At 65.6% G+C, this 24,089-nt stretch carries 23 protein-coding genes and 2 tRNA genes; 1 reads left to right on the top strand and 24 read right to left on the bottom strand.

Annotation, left to right across the window (positions count from 1 at the left end):
• Positions 1-4: 4 nt before the first annotated feature.
• From ACT3TS_RS01240 to ACT3TS_RS01225, 4 genes are read right to left on the bottom strand one after another with little or no spacing between them, the layout of a single operon-like run.
• A complete protein-coding gene (locus ACT3TS_RS01240) occupies positions 5-1,381 on the bottom strand; it encodes an MFS transporter (protein ID WP_444529678.1) in 1,377 nt (458 codons plus the stop codon).
• Positions 1,378-1,809: a MaoC family dehydratase gene (locus ACT3TS_RS01235; RefSeq protein ID WP_444529677.1), complete on the bottom strand. Its 432-nt coding sequence runs from the start codon at positions 1,807-1,809 to the stop codon at positions 1,378-1,380. The genes ACT3TS_RS01240 and ACT3TS_RS01235 overlap by 4 nt, the downstream gene beginning before the upstream one ends.
• Positions 1,809-2,258 (bottom strand): FAS1-like dehydratase domain-containing protein, encoded by a 450-nt coding sequence (locus ACT3TS_RS01230; protein ID WP_444529676.1) that lies wholly within the window; start codon positions 2,256-2,258, stop codon positions 1,809-1,811. Before ACT3TS_RS01230 ends, ACT3TS_RS01235 begins: the two co-directional genes overlap by 1 nt.
• A gap of 37 nt (positions 2,259-2,295) precedes the next feature.
• Positions 2,296-2,862: a TetR/AcrR family transcriptional regulator gene (locus tag ACT3TS_RS01225; protein ID WP_444529675.1), complete on the bottom strand. Its 567-nt coding sequence runs from the start codon at positions 2,860-2,862 to the stop codon at positions 2,296-2,298.
• A 78-nt stretch (positions 2,863-2,940) separates the two neighbouring features.
• Here ACT3TS_RS01225 and ACT3TS_RS01220 point away from each other — a divergent pair, with 78 nt between their 5' ends.
• Positions 2,941-4,497 (top strand): MFS transporter, encoded by a 1,557-nt coding sequence (locus tag ACT3TS_RS01220; RefSeq protein ID WP_444529674.1) that lies wholly within the window; start codon positions 2,941-2,943, stop codon positions 4,495-4,497.
• Between the two features lie 203 nt (positions 4,498-4,700).
• Here the strand turns inward: ACT3TS_RS01220 and ACT3TS_RS01215 are convergent, their stop codons facing one another.
• The 20 genes from ACT3TS_RS01215 to ACT3TS_RS01120 all read right to left on the bottom strand — a co-directional run bounded on the left by ACT3TS_RS01215 (position 4,701) and on the right by ACT3TS_RS01120 (position 24,046).
• A complete protein-coding gene (locus tag ACT3TS_RS01215; protein ID WP_444529673.1) occupies positions 4,701-5,174 on the bottom strand; it encodes a hypothetical protein in 474 nt (157 codons plus the stop codon).
• 29 nt (positions 5,175-5,203) lie between these two features.
• Complete coding sequence (locus tag ACT3TS_RS01210) at positions 5,204-5,467, bottom strand: DUF3188 domain-containing protein (RefSeq protein ID WP_444529672.1); 264 nt, start codon at positions 5,465-5,467, stop codon at positions 5,204-5,206.
• A gap of 194 nt (positions 5,468-5,661) precedes the next feature.
• A complete protein-coding gene (locus tag ACT3TS_RS01205) occupies positions 5,662-6,540 on the bottom strand; it encodes a DUF2797 domain-containing protein (RefSeq protein WP_444529671.1) in 879 nt (292 codons plus the stop codon).
• 47 nt (positions 6,541-6,587) lie between these two features.
• On the bottom strand, positions 6,588-7,460 hold the full coding sequence (locus ACT3TS_RS01200; RefSeq protein WP_444529670.1) for an HpcH/HpaI aldolase/citrate lyase family protein: 873 nt from the start codon (positions 7,458-7,460) through the stop codon (positions 6,588-6,590).
• Between the two features lie 135 nt (positions 7,461-7,595).
• Positions 7,596-8,249 (bottom strand): hypothetical protein, encoded by a 654-nt coding sequence (locus ACT3TS_RS01195; protein ID WP_444529669.1) that lies wholly within the window; start codon positions 8,247-8,249, stop codon positions 7,596-7,598.
• A gap of 125 nt (positions 8,250-8,374) precedes the next feature.
• On the bottom strand, positions 8,375-8,917 hold the full coding sequence (locus ACT3TS_RS01190) for a GNAT family N-acetyltransferase (RefSeq protein ID WP_444529668.1): 543 nt from the start codon (positions 8,915-8,917) through the stop codon (positions 8,375-8,377).
• Between the two features lie 10 nt (positions 8,918-8,927).
• Entirely contained in the window at positions 8,928-10,502 is a 1,575-nt protein-coding gene (locus tag ACT3TS_RS01185) for a Na+/H+ antiporter (protein ID WP_444529667.1), read from the bottom strand.
• Between the two features lie 10 nt (positions 10,503-10,512).
• Positions 10,513-11,178: an NAD(P)H-binding protein gene (locus ACT3TS_RS01180; RefSeq protein ID WP_444529666.1), complete on the bottom strand. Its 666-nt coding sequence runs from the start codon at positions 11,176-11,178 to the stop codon at positions 10,513-10,515.
• Between the two features lie 308 nt (positions 11,179-11,486).
• Positions 11,487-11,627, bottom strand: coding sequence for a hypothetical protein (locus tag ACT3TS_RS01175; RefSeq protein WP_444529665.1), 141 nt, complete (start codon positions 11,625-11,627; stop codon positions 11,487-11,489).
• An 81-nt stretch (positions 11,628-11,708) separates the two neighbouring features.
• A tRNA-Met gene (locus ACT3TS_RS01170) sits at positions 11,709-11,782 on the bottom strand.
• Positions 11,783-11,845: 63 nt separating this feature from the next.
• Positions 11,846-11,917, bottom strand: a tRNA-Thr gene (locus ACT3TS_RS01165).
• Between the two features lie 252 nt (positions 11,918-12,169).
• Positions 12,170-14,104, bottom strand: a complete 1,935-nt coding sequence (locus tag ACT3TS_RS01160) for a DEAD/DEAH box helicase (RefSeq protein WP_444529664.1) — start codon at positions 14,102-14,104, stop codon at positions 12,170-12,172.
• A gap of 407 nt (positions 14,105-14,511) precedes the next feature.
• A complete protein-coding gene (locus tag ACT3TS_RS01155; protein WP_444529663.1) occupies positions 14,512-15,174 on the bottom strand; it encodes an MOSC domain-containing protein in 663 nt (220 codons plus the stop codon).
• A gap of 190 nt (positions 15,175-15,364) precedes the next feature.
• Positions 15,365-16,039 carry a response regulator gene (locus tag ACT3TS_RS01150; protein WP_444529662.1) on the bottom strand — a complete coding sequence of 225 codons (675 nt, stop codon included), beginning with the start codon at positions 16,037-16,039 and terminating at the stop codon, positions 15,365-15,367.
• A gap of 10 nt (positions 16,040-16,049) precedes the next feature.
• On the bottom strand, positions 16,050-18,590 hold the full coding sequence (locus ACT3TS_RS01145) for an ATP-binding protein (RefSeq protein ID WP_444529661.1): 2,541 nt from the start codon (positions 18,588-18,590) through the stop codon (positions 16,050-16,052).
• Positions 18,591-18,593: 3 nt separating this feature from the next.
• Positions 18,594-19,190 (bottom strand): potassium-transporting ATPase subunit KdpC, encoded by a 597-nt coding sequence (gene kdpC / locus ACT3TS_RS01140; RefSeq protein WP_444529660.1) that lies wholly within the window; start codon positions 19,188-19,190, stop codon positions 18,594-18,596.
• Positions 19,191-19,205: 15 nt separating this feature from the next.
• Complete coding sequence (gene kdpB, locus ACT3TS_RS01135; RefSeq protein WP_444529659.1) at positions 19,206-21,392, bottom strand: potassium-transporting ATPase subunit KdpB; 2,187 nt, start codon at positions 21,390-21,392, stop codon at positions 19,206-19,208.
• Complete coding sequence (kdpA, locus tag ACT3TS_RS01130) at positions 21,389-23,044, bottom strand: potassium-transporting ATPase subunit KdpA (RefSeq protein WP_444529658.1); 1,656 nt, start codon at positions 23,042-23,044, stop codon at positions 21,389-21,391. Before kdpA ends, kdpB begins: the two co-directional genes overlap by 4 nt.
• 9 nt (positions 23,045-23,053) lie before the next feature.
• A complete protein-coding gene (gene kdpF, locus ACT3TS_RS01125) occupies positions 23,054-23,137 on the bottom strand; it encodes a K(+)-transporting ATPase subunit F (protein ID WP_444529816.1) in 84 nt (27 codons plus the stop codon).
• A 159-nt stretch (positions 23,138-23,296) separates the two neighbouring features.
• On the bottom strand, positions 23,297-24,046 hold the full coding sequence (locus ACT3TS_RS01120) for an SDR family oxidoreductase (protein WP_444529657.1): 750 nt from the start codon (positions 24,044-24,046) through the stop codon (positions 23,297-23,299).
• Positions 24,047-24,089: the final 43 nt, after the last annotated feature.

Genomic DNA, 24,089 nt, shown 5'->3' with positions numbered 1-24,089 from the left:
CAGACTATCCCGTGCCGGCATCCTGCTGGAGTTCCAGGTATTTGGGCTTGCGCACCACGGGGGTGAGGAAGAACGCCACAACCAGCATGACGAGCACCGCAAGCAGGGAATGCAGCACACCAACATGCTCGGCCAGGAGGCCCAGCAGCGGCGGACCGCCAAGGAAGGCGCCGTAGCCCACCGTGGAAACCACTGAAACGCGGGCGGCCGCATGCTCGGGATCGTCGGAGGCCGCGGACATGGCCACGGGGAAGCCCAGCGCCGATCCCAACCCCCAGAGCACCAGTGCTGCAAGAGCCACTTCGGCGGCGGGGGCAAAGACAAACAAACCCAAGCCAAGGATGGCCAGGGCTGCGCCGACACGCAGCACCACCACCCGGCCGTACTTGTCCAGCACGACAGTTCCGGCGAAGCGGCCAATCGTCATGGCCGACACAAAAATTCCGTACCCGGCGGCGCCAATGGCGGCCGTGGAGTGGTGGCCGTCAACCATGGACAGGGCGACCCAGTCCCCGGCGGCCCCTTCAGCCAGGCCCAGGCCAAGCACCAGTGCGCCCAGCATCAAGGTGCGTGGATCACGCCAGGCGGCCGCGATTTTAGCCTTGCCCGCCAGCTTCGCCGCCTTCTCGGCGCTGAGTGTTCCGGCGCTTCCGGCGCTTCCGGTAGTGCCGGCGCTTCCGGTAGTGCCGGCGCTTCCGGTAGTGCCGGCGCTTCCGGCGGTGATGATCGGGATGGGGCCGGTGCCGGGCACGGCACTGGCTTCCGCCACGTCCACCATGGCGGCCGTGGTGGTGAGCTTGTCCGCCTGGTAATGGCTTGTTCCGATGACCACGGCCGTGCACGCAGCAAGGGCAACGACGGACAAGTGCAGCGCAACGGGAACGTGCGCGGAAGCAGCCAGCGCGCCCACGCCGGCACCCACGACGGTGCCGATGCTGAACGAGCCGTGCAGCCGGGGCATGATGTGCCGGCCCAGGGCCCGTTCAACGGCGGCGCCCTCAATGTTGGAGGCCGTGTTCCAGCTGGCAGTGCCCAGGCCCACAATGACAAGTCCGGCACCCACCACCAGGGTTTGGGAGAACACGGTGGCTCCCAGCCCGACGACGATGACGCCAACGGTTTGAATGAGGGCGCCGAACCGGGAGGTCAGCTTGGAGCCAAGGCGCAGCACAATCAGCCCCGAGGCAGCCACGGAGACAAACGAGCCCAGCGACATGCACAGCAGCATCAAGCCGACTTGGCCGGGGGTCAGGCCCAGATCGTCGCGGATGGCCGGGATGCGGGAAACCCAAGTGGCAAAAACCAGCCCGGACCCTGCATAGGCGGTGACTACACCGTTGCGCCAGGCGCTGATTCGCTCTGCGGGAAGGGCCTGGTTCACGCCACGCGGACCGTGGCCTGCGCCTTGACCAAAACTTTCTGGCCGCCCAAAGTGACGGTCAGGTCAATCCGTGCGGTCCCGGCGTCGTTGTTAACCGCGCCAACCACCCCGAGGACCTCGACGACGGCACCCGGGCCGGCATCGACGTCGGCCACGGGAACAGGCTTGGTGAAGCGGGTGCCATAGGACACGACGGCGGCGGGGTCCCCGATCCAGTCGGTCACCAGCTGCACGGCCGCACCCATGGTGAACATGCCGTGGGCGATGACGCCGGGCAGCTCCACCTCGCGGGCAAAGCGGTCGTTCCAGTGGATTGGGTTGAAGTCCCCGGAGGCGCCGGCATACTTCACGAGGTCTGCGCGGGAGATCTCAAGGGTGCGTGAGCCGATCTCGGTGCCCACAGCCAAATCTGCAATGTTGATGCTCATTACTGTCCCTCCCCGCGGACCAGGATGGCTGACACGGTGGTGGCAACAGCCTCGCCGTCGACAGTTGAAATTTCGGCGCGCGTGGTGATCATGGCGCCGCCACCCATGCCGCGGACGGTGTCCACGTGCAGCTCCGCGCGCAGCTCATCGCCTGCGACGATGGCCCGGTGGTGGGTGAATTTTTGTTCCGCGTGCACCACGCGGGAGAAGTCGATGCCGGAGTCGGGGTCGTTGATCAACAACGCATCCGCCCGCTGGGCAACGATAATGGCGTAGGTGGGGGGCGCCACCACGTCCGCATGGCCCAGCGCCCGGGCTGCGGCAATCTCAAAATGGGCTGCGTGGCCGGCTTTGACAGCCCTGGCAAAATCCCGCACGGATTCCCTGCCAACGCTGTATGTTTCGGCTAAACGATAGCTGCGTCCCTGCAGCTCGGGATTGATACTCATGGCTTAAGCCTATAGCCCGGACGCGGGCTGGCGCACACTAGGACCGCGCGTCGGACCGCATGTTGTCAACGATTGCCAGCAGCGATGACACATCCATGTTTTCCTGGGTGTCGTCCTGCTTCTTCACGCCGGTGGGAAAGCCGAACAAGGCTGCGTTGTAATACATGCCGTCGCCCAGGAGCATCACGGCGTGTGACACCGCGGGATCGCCAATATCGCTGAGAATCAGTTCATACCAGCGGGCATGGATCTCGGAAAACGCCTGCCGCACGGTGTCGTCCTCGCTTTGGCTCAGGCGCATGGCGGCGACGATCACACGGTCAAACGGCGTGCTGCCGAAGACGCTGGTGCGGATGTAATAGCTGGCACAGCCCTGCGGGTCCGCGGCCATCGCCGCGAAATCCAGTGCAGCATAGTCATGCAATTTGGCCAACAAGCCCTCGGTCAGCGCTTCCTTGCCCTTGAAGTGGTAGAGCAACCCGCCCTTGGAGACTCCGGCCGAGGCGGCTACGGCGTCCAGCGTTGCTGCCCTGGGCCCGTCGCTGATGAGCAGGTCCTCGTAGGCGGCGAGCACCCGTTCTCGTGCTGGGGGTTGTGTAGTCATTAGTCCACCCTACAAGAAGTGATGGACTGCACCAACCAGACGGTACACTAAACCGTCTGGACGGTATACAATTTTTGTATGGCGATTTCTGCAGTCACCCCCAAAACTGGTTTGTCCGAAACCACACCACGCGCCGGCGCCCGCACCTGGCTGGCCCTGGCGGTCCTCATGCTGCCCGTTTTGCTGGTGTCCGTGGACAACACGGTGCTCAGCTTCGCCATCCCCGCCATCTCCCTGGCGTTGACTCCCTCCGCCTCGGAACTGCTGTGGACCATCGACATTTATCCCCTGGTGTTGGCCGCACTGCTGGTGCCCATGGGCAGCATGGCGGACAGGTTCGGCCGACGCAAGCTGCTGCTGATCGGCAGCACGGGCTTTGCCGTGGTCTCGGTGTTTGCGGCGTTTGCCCCGAACGCCGGGGCGCTCATTGGCTATCGGGCACTGCTGGGCCTGTTCGGCGCCATGTTGATGCCCTCAACGCTGTCCTTGATCCGGAACTTGTTCCTCCACCCCGGCCAGCGCCGCAAGGCCATCGCCATCTGGGCCGCCGGTTTCTCCGGCGGTGCCGCCCTGGGCCCCATTGTGGGCGGCTTCATCCTGGAACATTTTTGGTGGGGAGCTGTGTTCCTCATGAGCGTCCCCGTGCTGATTCCGCTGCTGATCCTGGCACCGATCTTTGTGCCCGAATCCAAGGACCCCGCCCCGGGCAAGATTGATGCTGCCAGCATCTTGTTGTCCTTCGGAGCCATGGTTCCGACAATTTTTGGCATCAAGGAAATTGCCCAGTCCGGGCTCTCAGTGCTGAACGTGGTTCTGATCGTGGTGGGCATTGGCCTCGGCGCCTTGTTTGTGCGCCGCCAGCTGCGCCGCGTGAATCCCATGATGGACGTGACCTTGTTCAGGAACCCCGTCTTCAGCGGAAGTGTCAGCGCGAACCTCCTGAGCATCTTTTCACTCGTTGGGTTCCTGTACTTCATCACCCAGCACCTGCAGCTGGTGGTGGGCCTGTCCCCCACCAACGCCGCCTATGTTCTGGTGCCCGGCCTTGCCCTCACCATCGTCTCCGGGCTCGTGGCCGCGTCCCTGGCCAACAGGTTCCGCCAGTCCTGGCTGGTGGCAGGCGGACTGTTCCTAAACGCGACTGCCTTCCTGATCGTTGCGTTGAACACCGACGGTTCCGTCATCGGCATTATGGTGGCATTCCTGGTTCTGGGCGCCGGGGTGGGAACGGCCGAGACCATTTCCAACGACCTCATCCTCTCAGCGGCTCCCCCGGCCAAGGCAGGTGCCGCGTCCGCAATCTCGGAAACCGCCTACGAGGTGGGCTCGGTGCTGGGAACCGCCGTGCTGGGCAGCATCCTGGCCGCGTCCTACAGGTTGAACATTGTGGTGCCGGCCGGTGTGTCGGAGGTCGCTGCAAATACTGCGAGCCAGACACTTGGCGGCGCGATTGACGTTGCCGCCACACTGCCTGCCCCGCAGGGTGCGGCACTGCTGGAATCGGCCAAGCACGCCTTCGACTCCGGCTCATCCACCGTGGCCCTGGTCAGCATGGCGCTCATGCTCGGGGCGGCCCTGATGTGCCTGCGGGCCCTGCGCAGCGCAGTGGCCAACCCGGAGCCCGCGGACCACTGATCCCATTTATGTGTTGGACCGTCCTATGCTTGCAGAAAAGCGGGTGTTTGCGGTTTCGGCGGGTCCTCGAACACCCGCCGAAACCGCAAACACCCGCTTTTGTTGTTGGAGCCAGTGGATGACGGCCGCCAACCGACGGTGGCCTGCGATGCGGTTGCTGGCCGACGTGTGAAATGACTACGCGGGCGATTCCCGGATCGGAGTCAGCGTGCGGCGTTTAGTGCCGGCTCGGCCGGGACCGCGCGCAGTTTTTGCATCACCGCGGCAAGGACCAGCATCCCGGCGATGGCTGCAAGGGCCGCTGTCCCGCTGGCAGCCCAGTGCAGGGTCCAGCTGTTTTCCAAAATTGCCTGTCGCAAGGGTGAGACCTGTTCAGCGGGGAAATAGTCGGCGTATCGGGGGACGGGCATTGCAATCAGCAGCCAATTGGCCAGCAAAGCCACTAGCGACACCGCAGACAGTCCGAGCCACCAGCGCGTGACACGTCGGGAATCCGCCCGTTTCAGCAGCCGCCTGCAAGTGGGCATTCCCAACACCAGCGCCAGGACCATGCTCGCTGCCGCTGCCAAGGTCGCCAGTGGAAACAGCAAGGCAAGCAGCGCCAAAATTGCGGCCAACCAGACTGTGGCATGCCACAGGAACAGCCTCGGTGGCGCCATGCGCATCGGTTCAGACATTGGATCCCCCGCCATTGTTGCCGGACGTGCTACTTCTTGCCAGCTTCGCGTTCGGCAGTGCGCTTCTCGGCGGCCTTCATTTCCTTGCGGATGTTGTGGCCGCGCAGGCCCAGGGACGCCATGTGCGCCAGCAGCCCGACGCCGATGAACGGCAGTGCGATGAACGTCATGGACGGCGTAGAGCTGATGGCGCCGATGATGATGATGACGATGCCGATGAAGGTCAGGCCCATGCCGCCAAAAACAGCGTATTTATAGGCGGGCGGAGCGGTTTCCCAGAAGTCGTTGATCACGGTGCCAAGTCTACCGGCCGAGGGACCCGAAGCGAGCGAAGCGAGATTTGGGAGGCCAGGAGACGCTACCGGCCGAGGGCCTCTGCCGCGAGGGGCCTGCCACTGCTGCGATAGGGATTCGAATTTTCCAGCCATTGCTGCGAGAGCGTCGCGGAAAAACCGACCATTGCTGCGAGAGCGTCGATACCTGAAGGCTAAAAGAGCGACTCCTGTAGCGCCGGAACTTCTGTCTGGAAATCGCCCAGGCGAATCTTTCTCCCCTTGAGCGCGCCGAGATCCGCGAGAAACGCCCCCTCCACACCGTCCAGCCCGGCCAGGGCGGTGGGGCCCAGCAACGAGTCGATCCGGAGGCCGTGGCGGCCGGAATCCAGCGGCTGCGGATAGGCGGTGCGCCGGCTTGGAAGCGCAACCGCCTCCGAAAAGCCGCTTCGCTGCCACTGCTCCTCCGCCGTCTCAAACCCATCCAGTGGCAGTCCCGCCACATAGTCACGGACGACGTCGGCCATCGCCTTGTTCGTCTGCTCCAGATGCAGGGGCGGCCGGGGATGCAAAAGCGCGGCGAACTTCGCGGCACCGCGCACAAATTGGGTGGGCGGCAGGTTCGTGGACACGGCGTCCTCAAGGTGGCGCACCACGGCGCCGTCCCGGGCCCGGGCCACATACCGGGCCACGAGGGCGCCCTGTTCGGCTAGCCGGCTCCACTTGCTGGGCTCGGACGCCGTGCCCACCTTGGTGGTGCCGTCGGCAAACGTGGCGATGTACAGCCAGTGCTGCTGCGACAGGTACGCCTTCAGGCCCGGTGACCCCTGGCCGCTGCGGTGAAAGTCGTGCATGGGGCGCATCTGGTCCTTGGCGAAGCAGGCACCGCACTGGAAACCGCGTTCGGCCGGCTGCCCCGTGGGGCACGGGAGGTGCTCCGCCTGCCCCGACTCCGCCACCCGGGTGAACCCCAGACAGTGGCGGGCCGGGACGCCGTCGCCGGAAAGCACCTCAAACCTCAGCCACTGCCCCGGCACCAAGGGCAGCCGCGCATCGCCGTCGTCCGTGGTCAGGGAGAGTGCGGGCCCGTCCATATTCCAGGAAACGCTGCGGACCAGCCCGCCCGGGTGCGCCACTGCGGCTAGAGCGCGGGTTGGACGCCGTAGGCGACGGCCAACTTCATGATCTTCTCGGCCCGGCCGAGGCGCGGCAGGTCCGATCCGTCACGGATAACGCCGCCGCGGGCCTTGAAATCGTCCATGAAGTCCGTGGCCCAGGCGACATCGGTGGGCGTGGGGCTGATGACCTCATTGATGATGGTGGTCTGGTCGGCGGCCAGGCAGAGCTTGCCGGTCATGCCCATGGACACGGTGATCGCGGACTGTTCGCGCAGGATCGGGTGGTTCGTGCCCACGGTGGGGCCGTCGATCGGGCCCGGCAGGTTGCCGACGCGGCTGGCGACGACGAGCTTGGCGCGCGGGTACGCCATGGCTTCGCGGTCCGCGGCCATGCCGGTGTCGCGCCGGAAGTCGCCGGAGCCAAAGGCGAGGCGGAAGGCACCCTCGGCGCGGGCGATGTTGTTGGCCTCCTCGATGCCGAGGGCGGATTCAACCAGGGCCAGGACACGGGTTTTGCCGTCCAGGCGGTGGTAGGTTTCCTTGACCTGTTCGGCGTTTTCGGTCTTGGCCAGCATGACACCGAGAAGTCCGGGGACGTTGCGCAGGCTGGCGACGTCGTCGGCCCAGAAATCGGAGTGGACGTCATTGATGCGGACCCACGCCCGGCCGCCGTTGCGCAGCCAGTCGATGACGTCGGCGCGGGCCCCGTCCTTCTTTTTCGGATCCACGGCGTCTTCAATGTCAAGCACGACGGCGTCGGCGCGTGAGTTCGCGGATTCGTCGAAAATCTCGGGGCGGGTGGCAGGCACAAGGAGCCACGAGCGGGCGATTTCCGCCGGGATGTTGCGGGTGCGGATGGGCGCTGAGGGGGCTTCGTTGCCAACGGTGCTAGACATACCTCTACCGTATACGGCAAATCCGCTGGATTCGATGTGCCTTTCTACAAAGCCCCGACCCAATCACTGGTGAACTGCACCAGTTTTCACGCCACTGGTCTAGACCACTGGCCGGAATCAATCCGTTTCCAAGAACTAGGACAGCTTTGACACAGTCACGATGATGACCTGGATTTCCTTGCCGCCGTCGTAGCGCAGATCGTACCCAAGATAAAAGCCCTTGTCGGATTCACTGCCAATGGCATGGCTGTCCTTGTCGCCCGGATCTGTCTCGGTTTCCTCGACCCAGCGTTCAACGGCTTCCGCGTCCAGACCATGTTCCTGCACGGCGTCCCGCAGCAGTTGCACATATTCGTCCAGCGTTTCAGCCGTGAGGAAGTAGGTCACCATTGTCAGTTCCGGGCTGGTCTCGGTGGTGAAAAAGCGGACGTGATCCGTTGCCGCTTCGAGGGTTCCGCCGGTGCCACGGATGGTCAGTCGCAGCATTTCGCCGTCCAGAGCAACCACGTCGGGGCCGTAGGCGGAGTCCTGCAGGCCGACGTCGGACTTGGCAATGCTGCCCCCGCGAAAATCCAGCCGCAACGATTTCGAGGCCTTCACCCTGGCGATCCCCAGCTCGTCCAGGGTGGAAAACTCCGCACTGTCCACCAGCTCCTCTGGGGAAAACCTGGGCGGGCCGCTGGTTTTGCGGACGCTGAACCCGCAGCCGCCAAGCACTGAGCCAAGAACGACGGCGGCACTGGCCAGCACCGCACGGCGGCGGATGAGCGGGGCAGACGAACCGGGCAAGACGCGTCCCTTCGACGGTAAGTGCCCAGCCTACCCCGCTGGATTTTCTCCCGATCCGCCAATTGGACTGCATGATCAAGTGCCGCGGCCGAGCGGCGTTGCGGGCGGAATGGATTCAACCAGTGCTACGCCAGGGTGGCGGCGAGCTCCTCCGGCGTCAGCGGCCTGTCCGCGTAAACCAGCCGGATGGCGTTCGTGTCGGGGTTGCCCGCGTCGGGGCCGCGGTGGACCAGGGTCAGGCCCACCTTCTGCGCCACCCGCGCGGACGCCGCATTGTGTTCAAGCAGGTATGCCACGACGGGCAGTTCGGGACGAAGCTGCTTCGCCTGGCGCATGGCTGCCAGGGAGAGCTCGCTTGCCAAGCCGCGGCCCTGGACCTCCGGGGACAACCGGTAGCCGAGATTCCAGAACGCCCCAGCCTTGACGGAGCAGCCGCCGTGCCCGATCACGGCCGGGTCGCCCGGCAGTCTGGCCACCCACGGCCCCAGCCCGTGCTGGTCCCAGGTGGCCATGAATTGCTCCACCATGGCGCTGGTTTGTGCTGTGTCAGTGTGCCTGAGGCTGGGGAAATGGGTCCAGACCCGCGGGTCGGCGCAGATCACGTGGAGACCGTCCACATCCCCGGTCCCCGGGCGGGACAGAACGAGGTGCTCGGTGGTTGTTGGCATGAAAAATATCCTAGCTCTCAGGCATGATCATGGTGCGCAGGTCCAGCTGGCGCAGCACCCTGTCAACGACTTCGGGGTCGGCGTCGGGCTCGTTGCGGGCATCCAGCACCTCTGCCCGGGCCGCGTCCAGTGCGATGGTTTGGACCGCGATGGCCAGCTCCCGGCCTCGGCGGCGGCGCTCATCCGCGCTCTCGTTCTTCAGACTGCCATCGAGCAGCTCCACCTGCAGGCGCTGCATCCTGGCCTTGACCAGGGCCAGTTTTTCCGGTGGCAGGTTCTTGATCAGATCGTTGTTGTGCAGCGCCGCGACGGCAGCTTCCTGGGCGCGCAGGGCCAGAAGCTTGGCCGCTTCCTGTTCCTCGGCGCCGTCGTCGGTGGCCTTGAGCACCCGCATGAGCCACGGCAGGGTCAGCCCCGGCAGCACCAGGGTGGTCAGCAGCACGGCGCAGGCAACGACAATGATTTCATGCCGGGCCGGGAACGCTTCCCCGGAGGGCAGCACCGCCGGCAGGGCGAGTGCCAGGGCCAGGGTGGCCAGCCCCCGCATGCCGCACCAGGTGAGGATCACGACGTCTTTGAGGCTGGTTGGCGGCAGTTCGCCGTCGTTCTTCCTGGACAGCAGTGCCAGCAGGCCAAACCACAGGAACCTGACCACAATGACAAGGAGGCTGACGGCCACGGCCATCGGAAGCATGCCCCAAATGGCGGCGCCCTCGGCCTTGATGACCTCGCGGACCTCAAGGCCCACCAGGCCAAAGGCAAGACCGGTGACAAGCAGTTCCACCACATCCCAAAACGCTGCGCGGGTAATGCGTTCGGCGGCGTCCTCGGCCCGGGCATGGCGCTTGATCTCAAGGGCTGTGACAACGACGGCGATGACGCCCGAGGCGTGCACCTCCTCGGCCAGAATGTAGGCGGCGAAGGGCACCACCAGGGTCACGGCGCTGCGGGCCACGGAGGAGGCGATGAGCTTGGTGATCAGGCCCGTCACCCAGCCCATGATCATGCCAACCACGACGGCGACGGCGGCTCCCAGCAGGAACTTGCCGACCACGCCCAGCCCGAACGGTTCCCCGTCCATAGCGCTGGCGACCGCAGCCTGGAAGATCACGATGGCTGCGGCGTCGTTGAACAGGCCCTCGCTTTGAAGCACAGTGATGAGCCGGCGCGGCATGTGGACGCGCCCGGCAATCGACTCAACCGCCACCGGGTCCGGCGGGGCGCACATGGCGCCGAGGGCCAGCGCGGCGGGGATGCCAATGCTGGGGATCAACAGCCACGCTGCCCCGGCCACCATGGCCGTGGAGACGACCACCAGGGCCACAGCCAAGAGCAGGATTGTCCGCCACCTGACACGGAACACCGCCCAGGAACTTTTTTGTGCCGTGGCAAACAACAGCGGCGGGAGGAAGATCGGCAGGATCAGCTCGGGGTCAATCCGCAGGTCGGGGAACCCCGGGATGAAGGTCAGCGCTCCGGCCATGATGAGCATGAGCACGGGATAGGGCAGCCTGAGCTTGTCGCCCAGGCCCACTGCAACCACGGTGGCGAAAAGAAGTCCGACAATCAGTATTAGCTGTTCCACACAACTTATTTTACGGGTTTAAGGCCTGCTCAATTGCCACGTCGCCATCTGAAAAGTCGATGGTGCGCATGATGGTATCGGGGCGTTGCAGGACCGCGGCAGCCACAAGTGCCACGTTTGCCCGTGAGGTGCTGCCTGCATCCGATCCGTCGCGCTGGGGTGCCGGCGTGGGATCAATCAAGCCGGTGGGCGCGTCCATGGTCAGGGCACCGGGAGCCAGGATGGTCCAGGCCAGGGCACCGGCGGAGCGCAGGTGGGCATCCGCGGCCGCCTTCGCTTCAGCGTAGGCGAAGAAGCTGTTTTCCGGCGGGACGCCGTGGTCGGAGCCGGCGCCCAGGTAGGAGACCATGACGTACCGCTGCACACCGGCGGCCACTGCCGCGTCCATCGAGGCAATGGCTGCGTCCCGGTCGACGGCGTAGGTGCGCTCCTGGCTCCCGCCGCCCGCCCCGGCCGACCATACGATCGCGTCCTGGCCGGCAAACAGTTCGGCGAGTTCGGCAGGCGACGATGAGGCGACGTCGTGCACCACGGGCGTGGCGCCGGTCTCTGCGACATCGTCGATGTGGGCGGCATTGCGGATCACTGCAGTGACATCCATGCCCGCCGCTTTCAGCAGGGGCGCCAACAACAAGGCAATTTTTCCGTGGCCGCCAATTATCAAAACTTTGTTCATTGCTGCTCCTCCTGGGTGGGTCCGGCGGCAGTGCCTGCGGCACGCCTGCTTCCCAGTACATACCGTTTTGGCCGAATGGGCCACCTGACCCGGTTAAACGCCGCGGCCGTCCGGAAGCTTCCGGACGGCCGCGGGGCTCGCAGGGTGGGGCCGGGCGCTAGGCCTTGACCTTCCTGCGCCTGACGCCCAGCAGGGTCAGGCCAAACAACAAGGCTCCCACGGCGGCAACGCTCATGCCGCCGATCCCATTGGCACCGGTGTTGCCCAGTTCCGGATCCGAACCTGCGCCAGCGCCGGGATCGGCGCCTTCACCGGGTCCGGTGCCGGGATCCTGCCCGGGTCGGATCCTGTCCGGGGGTCGGGTTTTCCCCGGGGTTCGGGCCGGGCACGACGGGGGCTTCCTTGAAGGTGTTGGTCACCTGCACGCCTGCCTCACCGTTGACCGCCACGCGCGTCCTCACGGTCACACGGGGAAACAAAAAACCCGCAACCCCCGGCCAGTCGACCGGGAATTGCGGGTTTTACTGCTGTAGCGGCGGGGAGACTCGATCTCCCGACCTCACGATTATGAGTCGTGCGCTCTAACCAACTGAGCTACGCCGCCATAAATGAGTCTGGCCCGTGTTTGCCGGCCAAAACCGTCTTGACACGAGCCTTCTCATTTACGAGCCCCCCACCGGAATCGATCCGGTGACCTCGTTCTTACCAAGAACGCGCTCTACCACTGAGCTAGGGGGGCAACGAGAGAATACTTTACCAGCGGATTTGCCGGATGCGAAATCGGGGATTCACCAAGACTCCGACAGGGTGTCGACGGGCGCCATTTCGCTCAAAAACAGCAGGGCGAAGACCGAAAAATCCGCGGGGGAACAAGGAACTTCCGCACCGCGGGGCATTCGGCATGAATTGCATCACAACTGCTTTCCGACAGGAAAAGGGCCGGCTGCCATTGCTGGCGGCCGGCCCCTTTCAGCGCCTCAGGGCGTGGTTATTACCACTTGCCCTTGCTGTTGTAGCTTTGTCCGCCTTCGTGGCGGGGGCGGCGGTCTCCGCCACCGTGGCCCGTGTGGCTCTGGCCGCCCCGGTCTGCACCGAAGCTGCGGTCGTCACGGTCCTTGTCGCCGCCGCGGTAGCCACCGCTGCGGTCGCCGTCGAACTTCTTCTTGAAGCCGCCCTGGCCGCGGTCATTGCGCTCTTCACGGGCCCTGTACGGGGCACCGCCGCCGGAGGGGCGACGGCCCTTGTCCAGCTCGAGGTTGATGAGCTCGCCGCTGATGCGGGTCTTGCTCAGTGCACGCCACTGGTCCTTGCTCAGCTCTGCCGGCAGTTCAACCAGGGTGTGGTCGGCGCGGATGTCAATGCCGCCGATCTGCGAGGAGGACAGGCCACCTTCGTTGGCAATGGCACCAACGATGGAGCCGGGCATGACGCGCTGGCGGCGGCCCACCGCGATGCGGTAGGTGGCGTTGCCCTCGGTCAGGGTGCGGGTCGGGCCGCGTGAGCCGAAGCCGTCCTTGGAGCGTTCCTTCTTCTGGTATTCGGGAGCGGCCGGCAGGTCGTTGACAAGCAACGGCTGCTTGCCCTGGGCCATGACGGCCAAGGCGGCGGCAATCTCCGAGGCCGGAACGTCGTGCTCCTGCTCGTAGGAGGCGATCAAGTCGCGGAACTTTGCAACATCCTGGCTGGCCAGGGTTTCGGTGATTTTCTCAGCGAACTTGCCCAGGCGCAGGGTGTTGATGGTCTCCGCGGACGGCAGGTGCATCTGGTCCACCGGCTGGCGCGTGGCCTTCTCGATGGCACGCAGCAGGTACTTCTCGCGCGGGGTCATGAACAGGATCGCGTCGCCGGAGCGGCCGGCACGGCCCGTACGGCCAATGCGGTGCACATACGACTCGGTGTCGTGCGGGATGTCGTAGTTGATGACGTGCGTGATGCGCTCAACGTCAAGGCCACGGGCCGCAACGTCGGTGGCGACCAGGATGTCGATCTTGCCGCTGCGCAGCGCCTCGATGGTGCGCTCGCGCTGCTGCTGCGGGATGTCACCGTTGATGGCGGCAGCCTGGAAACCGCGGGACTTGAGCTTGTCGGCGAGGTCCTCGGTGGCCATCTTGGTGCGCACGAACGCGATAACGCCTTCGAACTCTTCAACTTCCAGCACCCGGGTCAGCGCGTCGAGCTTGTGCGGGCCCATGACCTGCAGGTAGCGCTGGCGGGTGTTGGCGCCGGTGGTGGTCTTGGACTTGACCGTGACCTCGGCCGGGTTGTTCAGGTACTGCTTGGAGATGCGGCGGATCTGGCCGGGCATCGTGGCGGAGAACAGGGCAACCTGCTTCTCGGCCGGGGTCTTGGACAGGATCTGCTCAACGTCTTCGGCAAAGCCCATGCGCAGCATCTCATCGGCCTCGTCCAGGACCAGGTACTGCAGGTTGGACAGGTCCAGGGAACCCTTGGAGAGGTGGTCGATGACACGGCCGGGGGTGCCCACAACAACCTGTGCACCGCGGCGCAGACCGGCAAGCTGCGGGCCGTAGGCCGAGCCGCCGTAGACGGGGAGCACGGAGAAGTTGTCCATGTGCTTGGCGTAGGAGGTGAAGGCTTCGGCAACCTGCAGGGCCAGTTCACGGGTCGGTGCCAAAACGAGGATCTGGGTGTCCTTGGTTGGGCCGTTGAGGTCCATCAGCTCAGCCATGCGGGACAGCGCCGGAACGGCGAATGCCGCCGTCTTGCCGGTACCGGTCTGGGCCAGGCCGACAACGTCGCGGCCTTCCAGCAGCAACGGGATGGTTGCGGCCTGGATGGGTGAGGGCTTCTCGTAGCCGACGTCGCTCAGGGCAGACAGCACGCGGCCGTCAATGCCCATGTCAGCGAAAGTAAGTTCGTTTTCTTCCTCCGTGGCGGGGGAATTTTCAGTCAAGTTTTCGGGCATGGTCTTGGATGTCCTCATTCATAGGGCCAGGCGGCGAGGAACGCCGCGGTGGACGAAATCCAGCCGCTACTCGGCATCCCGGGCAGGATCTCGCGCCATGTGCGCCGTGGTTCACGGCCGCCGGTGTTGACATAAAACCAACACCGCATGGCGTTTCTTTGCCGGCAATCCCCTATGAACGCTACTTGCCCGCTCTAAATATTGCGGGCCCCATACACTTCAGGCTCCTGCCTCAAAAATTGGGCAGAAAATAAAAGGAGATACCGGAGTGGGGGATGCTTAAATTGTAGGCCATAGCTTGGCGCTGCGATACAAGGAAAGTCGATGCCTGCCAGTGAGGTTCCGCACACGCAACCGACGCCCGGCGTGAAGCAGGCATTTCCGCGCGCCCACCATCTTTTGAGGTGTCAGTTTCCCCGTGCCCGAATCCGAGCGAAGTATTTTCGGTAGTGGGCACCCAGAGTGAGCTCACCGGCGTCGTGCAGTTCCGCCAGCGTGTCCACATCCTGCACGGTGGGGGCGCTGAAGAACTTGCCAACCGTGATGCCGTGGCCGGGCACATGCTCAACCACGACGTCGTCCCCCGCCTGCGCCCTGCCGGATTCCACCACCCTCAGGTAGGTTCCCACCCGGCCGGCCTCGGTGAACCGCTTGACCCACTGCGGTTCGCCCATGCGTTCGGCAAAGGTGGCGCAGGGCACCCGGGGCGAGGTCACTTCCAGCAATGCCGTGCCGATCCGCCACCGCGTGCCAATCACGGCGTGGGTGGTTGCCACGCCGCGGGTGCGCAGATTTTCACCAAACAAGCCGGCCGGGATCGGGCGCCCGAGTGCGGCACTCCAGTAATCGGCGTCCTCCTGCGAGTAGGCGTAGACCGCCTGGTCCGGGCCGCCATGGTGCTCGGTGTCGCCCTGCACATCACCAAACACGCCAAAGCGCTTCAGCTTCACAAGCCCCTCGGCTGGGCGTTTGTCGATGGCCGTGACACCAAAGCCCGTCTTGGTCGTGATCAGCTGGTGGACCCGGCAAATGGCCAGGACCGTTCCGGCAGGTGGAGTCGCGTCAGTCATGCTCCAACACTAAGGCAGGGTGTGCCACCACCGCGCCTGCCCCTGTGGCTGTCCCAAGCTGCGCCGGACTCGTGACGGGTGTGCCGCATAACAGTGTCATGCGGCACACCCGCAGCGAGTTCAGCGCAGATTGGGACAAACTGCGGGCGCCGGCTGACACGGACCGCTCCGGCGCGCAAAAAACCTGCGGCTACGGGGCAAAGCGGTAGCCCATGCCGGCCTCCGTGAGCAGGTGCACGGGCGCGGCGGGATCACGCTCAAGTTTCCTGCGCAGCTGGGCCATGTAAACCCGCAAATAATGGGTCTCCTTCGCATAGGCAGGTCCCCACACCTCGGACAGCAGCTGCTGCTGGCTGACCAAACGGCCGGGATTGCGCACCAGCAACTCCAAGAGGCTCCACTCGGTGGGCGTCATCCGCACGGCCTCCCCGCCGCGCAGCACCACCTTGTTGGCCAGGTCAACCGAGAATTCGGCCGTCTCCACCAACGGCTCCGCACTCTGCGGGCCGGCCCGCCGCGTCGCCGCCCGGAGCCTGGCCAGCAGCTCGTCCAGCCCGAACGGCTTCGTCACGTAGTCGTCGGCACCGGCATCGAGGGCCTCGACCTTGTCGTGCGAGCCGTGCCGCGCCGAGAGCACGATGATGGGCACCTCGCTCCAGCCGCGCAGCCCGGCAATAACGTCCAGCCCGTCCATGTCGGGCAGCCCCAGGTCAAGCACGACGACGTCGATCGCCTGGGTTTGGGCGGCAGCCAGCGCCGTGGTCCCGTTGGCTGCCGGGACGACCGTGTACCCGTGGGCGTGCAGGTTGATTTGCAGCGCCCGCAGGATCTGGGGTTCGTCGTCAACTATCAAAACCGTTGTCATGGCGGGGTCCTCACAGTGTTCTGGCAATTCCGGTGGAAAGCGGCAGGCGGATGATCATGGTCAGCCCGCCGCCGGGGGTTTCCACCGCTTCAAGCACGCCGCCCATGATCTCGGTGAATCCCTTGGCAACGGCCAGGCCCAGACCGACGCCGGTGCCGCCCTGCGGTCCATAGGAGACATCGTCGAGCCGTTGAAAGGGCTTGAACATGGCCATCACCTCGGCGGCCGGGACTCCCTTCCCGTGGTCCACCACCCGCAGTTCGCTCGCCGGCCGGCCGTTGATGGTGGCGCTGCCGCTGCCGCCGATGGAGCCCACCACAACGATTTCCGAGTCGGGGGCGTATTTGACGGCATTCTCCACAATGTTGGCGATGACCCGTTCCAGAAGGCCGGGGTCGGCTTCGATGGCGGGCATGTTGTGCGGCAGTTCCCGGCGTATCCGCTCCGTCGGCACGCCGTGCAGCGCTGCCGGCAGGACTTCCTGCCACGTGACAGGCCCCACGACGGGGCTGACCATTTGGGCGCTCAGCCGCGACATGTCAAGCAAATTGCCCACCAAAGCGTCCATCCTGTCCGAATAATGCTCAATGGTTGCCAGCAGCTCCGCCTCATCTTCGGGGCTGAAGCTGACGTCTGTTTGGCGCAGGCTGCTGACGGCCAGCTTGATGCCGGCCAGGGGTGTGCGCAGGTCATGGGACACAGCGCGCAGAACAGAGGTCCTGATGTTGTTGTCCTGACTCAATTGTTGATTTTCACGCTGCGTCTCGCTCAAGGTCTCGCGTTGTTCCAGGGCCAGCAGGTGCGCGCCGAAGGCGCTGAGCAGCCGCCTGTCGCGTGCCGGCAGGATCCGGCCCGACAATCCCAGCATCCAGTGCCCCGACACTTCTTCCACGGTGTCCGCCTGGCCGGGGTTTTGGGGCGGGTCCTCCCCCACCGACGCCGCAACGCGCCAGCCGGGCGGACTGCCGGTGCCGGTGCTGCCAAACAAGACCACCGAGCGCATGCCAAAGTGGTCCCTGAGCTGTTCAAGAAACACCTGCACGGTGTCCCGGGAGGCAAGGATGCCGCGGGCAAGTTCACTCAGCGTGGCCGCTTCGGCCCCTGCCTGCAGGGCGTCCCGCGAGCGCCGGGCGGACTGGTCAACGGCGAGCGCGACGGCCACCGTCACCAGCAGGAACACCGACAGGACGAGGAGGTTTTCGGGATCGTTGATGGTCAGGTTGCCCACCGGTGGCGCTGAGTAAAAGTTCAGCAGCAGGCTGCCCCAGACGGCGGCGAGCACGGCCGGCCACAGACCGCCCACCAGGGCGACGGCGATGGCTCCCGCCAGCTGGATGACCATCGTGGTTTGCAGGCTCAACGACCCGGTTCCCAGCTGCACCAGCACGGGCAGCGCAACGGCCAGCACAAAACCGGCCACAACACGTTTCCGGTTGAGCTGCCCGCGGCTGCGCGGTGGACCGCCGGAGGCACTCAATGGGTGCGGCACCATGTGCACGTCCATGTCGCCGGCTCCGCGCACAACCCGCGCCCCCACACCGGGACTGAAGAGGAACCCCAGGCGCGGTTTCCGCCGGGAGGACCCGATGACGATCTGGGTGGCGCCCGCGTTGCCGGCAAAGTCGAGCAGTGCCCGTGCCGTGTCCTCACCGCCCACCGAGTGGTAGGTGCCGCCCAGGTCGGTGACAAGCTGCCGTTGGCCTTCAAGGGCCGACGGCGCGTCCCCGGCGACGCCGTCGGACCTGGGCACGTGCACGGCGAGCAATTCCCCGCCGCTGACCCGGCTGAGGATTCTGGCTGCGCGGCGCAGCAGCACCTCTCCTTCGGGCCCGCCCGGCAGCCCCACCACAACCCGTTCGCGGGTGGGCCAGCTGGCGGCAATGCCGTGGCTTTCCCGGTAGGCGGCCACTCCCTCTTCCACCCTGTCGGCGAGCCAGAGCAGCGCCAGTTCTCGCAGTGCCGTGAGGTTTCCCAGCCTGAAGTAGTTGGCCAGCGCGGCATCCACTTTGTCTGCGGCGTAGATGTGGCCGGTGCTGAGCCGCTGGCGCAGCAGTTCAGGCGGGATGTCCACCAGCTCTATTTGGTCTGCCCGGCGAACAACATCATCCGGCACTGTCTCCTGCTGGCGGACTCCGGTAATGGTTTCCACCACATCGCCGAGGGAGGCCAGGTGCTGGACGTTGACGGTGGAGTACACATTGATCCCGGCGGCCAGCAGCTCTTCCACATCCTGCCAGCGCTTGGCATTGCCGGCCCCGGGAATGTTGGAGTGGGCATATTCATCAACCAGGGCCAATGCCGGCTTGCGGGCCAGCAGGGCTGCAACGTCAAGTTCCGTGAAATCGGCGCCCCGGTAGCTGAGGTGCCGTGTGGGCAGGGTTTCCAGTCCGGCAAGCTGGGCCCTGGTTGGCTCCCGTCCGTGGTCAAGGACGATTCCTGCCACCACGTCAACACCCGCAGCGGCTTGGACATGGCCTTCCTCCAGCATAGAGTAGGTTTTTCCCACCCCGGGTGCAGCCCCCAGGAAGATCCGTAATATGCCGCGCGTCATGGTTTATTCTCGCAGGCCGGTGGCAGTTTCCGGCACAGCGTGCAGGGCGGCGTTCAAGGTGGTGGTGTTGACGGAGGGCTGGCCCAGGAAGGCGTTCAGCCCGGAGCTGGTGTGTTTGGCCACCAGCTCCCGCACCGCTGCTTCGCTGATCCCGTTGGCGGCCGCAACCCGTGGCACCTGGAGGGCGGCATACGCGGGCGAGATGTCGGGATCGAGCCCCGAACCGCTGGCTGTCACGGCATCGACCGGGACAGCGTCCGGGGCAACGTCCTCCCGGCCTGCCACCTCTGCCCGGTTGGTGGCAATCGCCGCCACCAGCGCAGCCTGGTTGGGCCCCAGATTGCTGGCCGACGACGTCGCCGGATCCCATCCCACCGCCGAGGGCCGCGGGAAGAAGTACGCCGTGCCGGTGACGGGCTGGGCCAACAGCGACGAGCCGGCAGCCCGCCCCTCCACAGTGATGATCGAGCCGTTGGCCTGGGCCGGGGCTGCCAATTGCCCAAGGCCAAAGACCAGTGCCGGATAGGCCAGTCCCAGCAAGAGCGTGGCGCACAGCAGGAACCGCAAAGCCGTGAAAAGTTGACGTCCATAAGCGTTCATTGTGCTGTCCTTAATTTAGCGCTGGGCAATCGTGGGGATGAGTGAGACCAACAGGTCGATCAGCTTGATGCCGATGAACGGGGCAATGACGCCGCCCAGCCCAAAGATGAGCAGGTTCCGCGACAGGGCACGGGCTGCCGAGACGGCGCGGTACTTCACCCCGCGCAGCGCCAGCGGCACCAGGGCAACGATGACGAGCGCGTTGAAGATGACCGCTGAGAGGATGGCGCTCTCGGGTGAGGCAAGCACCATGATGTTCAACAACCCCAATCCCGGGAACGTGGCGGCAAACAACGCCGGCACAATGGCAAAGTACTTGGCCACGTCGTTCGCCACCGAGAACGTGGTCAGCGAACCGCGGGTGATCAACAGCTGCTTGCCGATCCCCACAATGTCGATGAGCTTGGTGGGGTCCGAGTCCAGGTCAACCATGTTGGCCGCTTCCTTGGCCGCGCTGGTACCTGAATTCATGGCCACACCCACATCCGCCGCCGCCAGGGCCGGGGCGTCATTGGTGCCGTCGCCCGTCATGGCCACCAATCGCCCTGCCGCCTGCTCGGCCTTGATCACCGCCAACTTGTCCTCGGGGGTGGCCTCGGCAACAACGTCATCCACCCCGGCCTCGGCGGCAATGGCGGCGGCGGTGACCTTGTTGTCGCCCGTGATCATGATGGTCTTGATGCCCATGGCACGCAGCTCCGCGAACCGTTCCTTCATGCCGGGCTTGACCACATCCGCCAGATGAATGACACCGCACACCTGCGCGCGCTCGCCGTCATGCGTGGCCACCAGCAGCGGGGTTCCCCCTGTTCCGGAGATTTTCAGCACCGCTGCGGCAAGTTCCCGGGGCAGGGATCCGCCACGTTCCTGCACATAGCGTTCGACGGCGGACGCGGCCCCCTTGCGCACCTCCAGCACCGCTTGGTGCGGGTTGGCAGGGTGCCCCGGAGGCAGGTTGAGTCCGCTCATGCGGGTGGCTGCGCTGAACTCGATGACCTCCACGTTGCCGCTGGCTGCCGTGGTGGCATCCGGCGTGGACGTGCTGGCAGCCAACGTGGAGGTGGTGGAATCCGGCGCGGTGTCCGCCGCGAAAATGCTGTCGGCCAGTTCCACGATGGAGCGGCCCTCGGGCGTCCCGTCTGCCAGGGAGGACAGGCGTGCGGTGCCTGCCAGGTCATGCTGCCCCACGCCGTCGGCCGCCAGGAAGGCAACGGCGCGGCGGTTGCCGAAGGTGATGGTGCCGGTCTTGTCCAGCAGCAGGGTGGTGATGTCGCCGGCGGTTTCCACGGCGCGGCCGGAGGTGGCCAGCACATTGCGCTGGATGAGCCTGTCCATGCCGGCGATGCCGATGGCCGGCACCAGGGCGCCGATGGTGGTGGGGATGAGGCAGACCAGCAGCGCCACCAGGACCACGGGGGTGGGCAGCGCGTTGGCGAAATTGGCCATCGGGGCCAGTGCCATGACGGCAACCACAAAGACAATGGTCAGGGAGGCCAGCAACACGTTCAACGCGATCTCATTGGGCGTCTTTTGCCGGCTGGCGCCTTCCACCAGTGCGATCATCCTGTCCAGGAACGTCTTGCCGCTGGCTGCCGTGATGCGGACGGCGATCCTGTCCGAGAGCACCACGGTGCCGCCCGTGACGGAGCTTCTGTCGCCGCCGGATTCACGGATGACGGGGGCCGATTCGCCGGTGATGGCCGATTCGTCGACGCTGGCCAGGCCCTCGATGACGTCGCCGTCGCCGGGGATCAGGTCGCCTGCCTCACAGATGACCACGTCGCCCACTTCGAGGTCGGTGCCGGGCACCAGCTCCTCTGCATGGCCGCAGCCATCACTGCCGTTGCTGTCGTTGCCTTCCCGGCCCCCGCCGGACTGGCCGGCCGGCACCAGGGCTGCTGTCCGGCGTCGTGCCATGACCTCGGTCCGGGCGGCACGGAGGCTGTCCGCCTGTGCCTTGCCGCGGCCCTCGGCGATGGCCTCGGAGAGATTGCCGACCAGCACGGTGAGCCAGAGCCACACCGTGACGATGACCGAAAATACGGCGGCGGAGGAGCCAAGGGCCAGCTGCTGGACACTGACGGCCGTACAGACGACGGACCCGACCAGCACGGTGAACATGACGGGCGAGTGGATCATCTGGCGGGGATCGAGTTTGCGGAAGGCCAGGGGCAGTGCCGCGGCGGTCTTGCTCAAGTTCATTTCAACAGCCCTTCAGCGGCCGGGCCCAGGGCGAGCGCGGGGAAGTAGGTGAGTGCGGTCAGGATCAAGGAGATGCCGCCAAGCAGGACGGCGAAGAGCGGCCCGTGGGTGGCGAGGGTTCCCGGTGTCGCGGGAACCCTGCGTTGTGTGGCGAGGGACCCGGCGAGCGCCAGAACCAGTGCCATGGGCAGGAAGCGGCCAATCAACATGGCCAGCGCCAGCATCGTGGCCAGGGGCGGGCCGGAACTGGTGATGCCGCCAAAGGCTGAGCCGTTGTTGTTGGCGGCGGAGGTGAAGGCGTACAGGATTTCGCTGAAGCCATGCGGGCCTTCGGCCGGTGCGTTGGCGGCGAGCGCCGGCACGGAGACGGTGATGGCCGTGCCCAGCAGGACCAGGGTTGGCGTGACAAGGATGTACAGGGCCACCAGCTTCATTTGGGGTGCACCGATCTTCTTGCCCAGGAACTCCGGGGTGCGCCCCACCATGAGCCCGCCGATGAACACGGCGACGATCGCCAGCACCAGCAAGCCGTACAGGCCCGAGCCCACACCGCCGGGGGCAATCTCGCCCAGCATCATGTTCAGCATCGCCAATCCACCGGCCAGGGGTGGCAGGGAATCGTGGGCCACGTTGACGGCGCCGGTTGAGGTCAGTATGGTGGCCGCGGCAAACAAGGCGCTGGGTGCAACACCGAGCCGCTGTTCAAAACCCTCGCCCACGCCGGTGCCGCTGCCGTTGAAGGCGGCGATGGCCCACGCCATGAGGGCCGTGGAGGCCAGCCAGAACGCCACCATCACCGTGAGCACCGTGAAGCCCTGGCGTTTGTCGCCCACCAGGCGGCCGTACATGGCCGGCAGGGAAAACGGAATGACCAGGATCAAGAACACCTCAAACAAGCTGCTGAACGCCGTCGGGTTCTCAAAGGGGTGGGCGGAGTTGGCGTTGAAGTAGCCGCCGCCGTTGGTGCCCAGCAGTTTGATGGCCTCCTGCGAGGCCACGGGACCGCCGGGAATGGTTTGTTCCGCACCCGTGACCAGGGTGTGGATGCCGGTGCCGCCCCAGTTTTGGATGACACCGGTGATGATCAGGACCACCGCAGCGATGACAGCCAGGGGCAGCAGCACGCGAAGCGTCCCGCGGGCCAGATCCACCCAGAAGTTGCCCACATTGTGTGTTTGTGCCCGGGTCAGCCCGCGGATGAACGCGACCACCACGGCCAGGCCGACGGCGGCGCTGAGGAAATTCTGCACCGCCAGCAGGAGCATCTGGGCGCCAAAGCCGAGCGTTGTTTCCGGCACATACGTTTGCCAGTTCGTGTTGGCCACGAAGGAGACCGCCGTGTTCATGGCCACCCACGGGTCAACCGCGCCCATGCCCTGGCTGAACGGCAGGTATTGCTGGAGCAGCTGCCCGCCAAACACCGCCGCGAGGGAGACCAGGCTGAACGCCAGCAGCGAGCGCAGGTACACCTTCCAGTGCTGGTCTGCCTGCGGGTCCACGCCGGCGAGTTTGTAGAGTCCACGCTCAACGGCCAGGTGCTTGTGGCTCGTGAAGCTTGCGGCCAGGTATCTGCCGAGCGGCTGATGCACGGCGGCCAACACCACCACGAGCACCACCAGCTGGGTGACGAGCGAAAATACGTCAAGCTCCATGGTGGCCCCTCACCACTTCTCGGGGCGGATGAGGGCCGTCACCAGATAGACCAGCAAGGCCAGTCCCACCAGCCCCAAAACGAGCCACGTCATTAATGCCACGACAAACCTGCTTTCACAATGTGCGTTGATGTCTTGACTCAATCGCACACCCGTGGAGCGGGCCTGATGCTTGTTTTTACGTATTCCTTACGCCCCGGCAGGCGTTCTTGACGGCTTCCTGACTCCGGGAACCGTGAACCGGATGAAGCGTTAGGAGGAGAAGCCGCCGTCGGCCTTGATCAACTGCCCGCTCACCCAGCGGCCGCCCGGCGACAGCAGAAACGCCACCGTCGGCGCCACGTCGGCCGGGGTGCCGAGCCGGCCGCCCGGTTGCAGCGCCGTCAGCGTCTCCCGGGTGTCGGCATCCATCCACCCGGTGTCCACGGGGCCCGGGTTGAGCACATTGGCGCTGATGCCCTGCCCGCCCAGCTCCCGCGCGGCGGCCATGACTATCCGGTCCAGGGCGCCCTTGGAGGCCCCGTACGGAAGGTTGAACACCGTGTGGTCACTTGTCAGCGCGACGATGGCGCCGCCGTCGTCCGTCGCCTGCCGGGCAAACGCGGCAATCAGCTGCCAACTGGCGCGGGTGTTGACGGCAAAGTGCCGCTCAAAGCTGTCCACCGGGGTGTCGAGGATCCCCGAATCGACGGACTCGCTGTGCGAGAGCACCATGCCCGTCAGCGGCCCGGCCTGCTGCGCAATCCCCGCCATGAGGCGGTCGACGGCGGCCGGGTCGCCCAGGTCGGCCGGCAGCGCCCATACCCGGGCACCCGCTGCCTCAAGCTCCGCGGTCAGCGTGGCGACGTCGTCGGGCTGGACGCCCCAGGGCATGCGCTCGTCGTAGGCCTGCCAATAGTTCAGGACCAGGTCCCACCCGTCGGCCGCCAGCGCCCGGGCAATGCCGGCCCCGATCCCGACTGTCCGGCCCACACCTGTAATCAACGCTGTTTTCTTGTGCATCGCCCCAGCCTATGCCCGTGATGGCACACTTTGCGTCAACAAA

The sequence above is a fragment of the Specibacter sp. AOP5-B1-6 genome (genome assembly GCF_052376555.1).
Taxonomy (GTDB): Bacteria; Actinomycetota; Actinomycetes; order Actinomycetales; family Micrococcaceae; genus Specibacter.
The sequence above is the reverse complement of the archived record's forward strand: the minus strand, read 5'-3'. Positions and strand labels throughout refer to the sequence as shown.

Bases quoted from the DNA above. Each gene is read 5' to 3' on its own strand.
- ACT3TS_RS01230 (WP_444529676.1), bottom strand. From the start codon at position 2,258: ATGAGTATCAATCCCGAGCTGCAGGGACGCAGCTATCGTTTAGCCGAA.
- ACT3TS_RS01145 (WP_444529661.1), bottom strand. From the start codon at position 18,590: ATGACGCGCGGCATATTACGGATCTTCCTGGGGGCTGCACCCGGGGTG.
- kdpB (WP_444529659.1), bottom strand. From the start codon at position 21,392: ATGAACTTGAGCAAGACCGCCGCGGCACTGCCCCTGGCCTTCCGCAAA.
- ACT3TS_RS01160 (WP_444529664.1), bottom strand. From the start codon at position 14,104: ATGCCCGAAAACTTGACTGAAAATTCCCCCGCCACGGAGGAAGAAAAC.
- ACT3TS_RS01150 (WP_444529662.1), bottom strand. From the start codon at position 16,039: ATGACAACGGTTTTGATAGTTGACGACGAACCCCAGATCCTGCGGGCG.
- ACT3TS_RS01200 (WP_444529670.1), bottom strand. From the start codon at position 7,460: ATGTCTAGCACCGTTGGCAACGAAGCCCCCTCAGCGCCCATCCGCACC.
- ACT3TS_RS01190 (WP_444529668.1), bottom strand. From the start codon at position 8,917: ATGCCAACAACCACCGAGCACCTCGTTCTGTCCCGCCCGGGGACCGGG.
- kdpC (WP_444529660.1), bottom strand. From the start codon at position 19,190: ATGAACGCTTATGGACGTCAACTTTTCACGGCTTTGCGGTTCCTGCTG.
- ACT3TS_RS01225 (WP_444529675.1), bottom strand. From the start codon at position 2,862: ATGACTACACAACCCCCAGCACGAGAACGGGTGCTCGCCGCCTACGAG.
- ACT3TS_RS01120 (WP_444529657.1), bottom strand. From the start codon at position 24,046: ATGCACAAGAAAACAGCGTTGATTACAGGTGTGGGCCGGACAGTCGGG.
- kdpA (WP_444529658.1), bottom strand. From the start codon at position 23,044: ATGGAGCTTGACGTATTTTCGCTCGTCACCCAGCTGGTGGTGCTCGTG.
- ACT3TS_RS01155 (WP_444529663.1), bottom strand. From the start codon at position 15,174: ATGACTGACGCGACTCCACCTGCCGGAACGGTCCTGGCCATTTGCCGG.
- ACT3TS_RS01180 (WP_444529666.1), bottom strand. From the start codon at position 11,178: ATGAACAAAGTTTTGATAATTGGCGGCCACGGAAAAATTGCCTTGTTG.
- ACT3TS_RS01235 (WP_444529677.1), bottom strand. From the start codon at position 1,809: ATGAGCATCAACATTGCAGATTTGGCTGTGGGCACCGAGATCGGCTCA.
- kdpF (WP_444529816.1), bottom strand. From the start codon at position 23,137: ATGACGTGGCTCGTTTTGGGGCTGGTGGGACTGGCCTTGCTGGTCTAT.
- ACT3TS_RS01220 (WP_444529674.1), top strand. From the start codon at position 2,941: ATGGCGATTTCTGCAGTCACCCCCAAAACTGGTTTGTCCGAAACCACA.
- ACT3TS_RS01215 (WP_444529673.1), bottom strand. From the start codon at position 5,174: ATGTCTGAACCGATGCGCATGGCGCCACCGAGGCTGTTCCTGTGGCAT.
- ACT3TS_RS01205 (WP_444529671.1), bottom strand. From the start codon at position 6,540: ATGGACGGGCCCGCACTCTCCCTGACCACGGACGACGGCGATGCGCGG.